The organism is Streptomyces sp. YS-3, assembly GCF_045257485.1.
Taxonomy (GTDB): domain Bacteria; phylum Actinomycetota; class Actinomycetes; order Streptomycetales; family Streptomycetaceae; genus Streptomyces.
This window is the reverse complement of record NZ_JBJHPC010000823.1, coordinates 1-2,385: the sequence shown is the minus strand read 5'-3', so window position 1 is coordinate 2,385 and position 2,385 is coordinate 1. Positions and strand designations below refer to the sequence as shown.

The 2,385-nt window shown below is 70.5% G+C and carries 2 protein-coding genes; one reads left to right on the top strand and one right to left on the bottom strand.

Annotation, left to right across the window (positions count from 1 at the left end):
- Positions 1–578: 578 nt before the first annotated feature.
- Positions 579–1,484, top strand: coding sequence for a hypothetical protein (locus ACJA3G_RS35225; protein WP_406557098.1), 906 nt, complete (start codon positions 579–581; stop codon positions 1,482–1,484).
- A 173-nt stretch (positions 1,485–1,657) separates the two neighbouring features.
- On the opposite strand, the gene ACJA3G_RS35220 is transcribed toward ACJA3G_RS35225, so the two are convergent.
- Positions 1,658–2,314: an SDR family oxidoreductase gene (locus ACJA3G_RS35220; protein ID WP_406557097.1), complete on the bottom strand. Its 657-nt coding sequence runs from the start codon at positions 2,312–2,314 to the stop codon at positions 1,658–1,660.
- Between the last annotated feature and the right edge of the window lie 71 nt (positions 2,315–2,385).

The following is a 2,385-nucleotide window of genomic DNA, read 5'->3' as shown; positions in this document are numbered from 1 at the left end:
CCCCCACCCCACCCAAGCTCCGCCTCTCGCGGACGACATTTCTGTGGGGGCGTTCGGGGCTTGTATTGGTGGAATGTGCCTTATGTGGCCATGGCGAAGGGTGGCGATTGGAGAGGTGAGTCCGGTGGCGGGCGTTCGCGTGATTCAGGAGCGGCAGACTTTCCTCCGACGTCGGGCTGTAACTGATACCTGACGTACCGTGCCGCGCAGGGCGCGTGGGGGATGGGGATAGGCCATCCCGCACGCGGGCCGGCGTGGCATGTGACGGCACCGCCAATACCGTGAGGAGGCGAGTGCACGTCGGTGACGTGCACGAATTCAGCCATGTTGAGTTCAGTCATCAAGGATGCCGGTGCCCACTACATAGCTGAGGTGATGTTCGCGGTCACCGCGGTCGCCGTCGGGGTGCTGCGGTCCACGTGGCGTCGCAGGCCCCGCCTGGTCCGGCAGGCGGGAGGGTCCGCTGCCGAAGGTCTGATCGAAGGGTCCCCGGACGCCTCGGGCACCTCGCGACTGTGCGCGACCGAACACGACTCTCCGCCGAATGCGTCGTCCGAAGGACGACAGGGGGAGTCGTCATGAAGACGACACGCGCCGCGCGTCGCGCGCAGTATCCCGAAGCGGAGTACAACCGGGACCGGGCCTGGGGGCGGTTACTGGAATCCCCGGGCGGAGTGCGACGGCATTCCCGGCCCGGGAGTTCGGGATCCGAGCCCACCCTGCTGGAAGTCGCCCGCGCCTACGACCGGATCTGCCAGCGGGCCCGCGGAATCATTCAGCCCGATGTCGAGGAAACGGACATTCTCGCCACCCTCATGGTCATCCGTATGCTCCGGGACAAGCTGGAAAGCGATGAGCTCCGGCTGATCTCGCTGGCCCGTACCAAACGGATCACCTGGGAACGCATCGCCGACGCACTCGAACTGAGTGGCCGTCAGTCGGCGGAGCGCCGGCACCTCCAGCTGACACGCGCCCAGCGCGCCGACGGCACTCTGCCCCGTACGCAGAACGAACGCGTCGAGTCCGTACGCGAGCAGCGCAGCCGGCGCGCCGAGCGGGACTGGGCCCTGCGCCACGGGGAGTTGATCCGGGGGCTGGCCGCCCGGCTCGCCGCCGTCGACGGGCTTCAGGCCCGCGTCGACCGTTCCCACGAAGCCCGCATACTCAACGCGCTGGAGGGCTCCCGCGAGCGCGGGCCGCAGGACCAGGGAAAGCCCATGCGGCTCGTGTGGCCGAAGGCGCTGCGGGACTGCCTCGCCGAGGACGAGCGCTTTCGCGCCGCCCCGCACAAGAGCCAGAAGCCGGCCGCCGATCCCGCCTGGGAGCGCCAGCAACAGGAAGCCGACATCCTGCACCGGCTGCTCGGCCTGATCAGTTACGCCACCAATCCCAGAAACCTCGATCTTTCCGATCTTCCGGAGCTGTTCCGGGAAATCGTCAAGGTCCATGGCGAGTACCAGCAGCAGACCAGGGTGCGCCGGTAGGCGCGGGCGCGCCCCCGGAAAGGACAACTGGGAGGGCAACGGAAAGGACAACCGCAAAGGGCAACCGGAAAGGATGCGGCCCTGGAAAGGGCGGGCCCCTGGACAGGGCGGGCCCGCGCCTTCGGACGTGGTGGAGAGGGGTGCGGCGGAACGGCGGAACCGGGTGGCGCGGGTCAGTTCCCCGCCACGTCCTTCACCGCCACCATCACCGGTACCGTCCCGCTGATCGCCTCCAGCGTCAGACCCGCCGTCGCCGGGGTATCGATCAGTTCGGCCAGGAGCGCGGCCACGTCGTCCCGCGGGATCGGGCCTCGGCCCGTCGACGCGGCCAGGGTGATCAGGCCCGTCCCGGCGTCGTTCGTCAGCATGCCGGGGCGCAGGATTGTCCAGTCCAGGCCGGGCCGGGCCCGTACCGCCTCGTCGGCCGAGCCCTTGGCCCGCAGATACGCGTCGAAGACCTCGTCGCCCTCGTGGCGCGGGTCCGCGCCCATCGACGAGACGACCAGGTAGCGGCGCACGCCCGCCCGCTCCGCCGCGTCGGCGAACAGCACCGCCGCCGCCCGGTCCACCGTCTCCTTGCGGGACGCGTCGCTGCCCGGGCCCGCGCCCGCCGCGAAGACCGCGGCGTCCGCGCCCGTCAGGACGGCCGCGACCTCGTCGACGGACGCCGACTCCAGGTCGAGTACGACGGGCTCGGCGCCCGCCTGCCGCAGATCGTCCGCCTGTTCCGGCTTGCGGATGATGCCCGCGACCTCGTCCCCGCGCGCCGACAGCAGCCGTTCGAGCCGCAGCGCGATCTGACCATGACCTCCTGCGATGACAATGCGCATGCTCACGACCGTACGCCCGCGCGCCGCCCGGCGCGTCCCCGCGCGCCCCTTCGGGGGGTCCGCCGGGAACC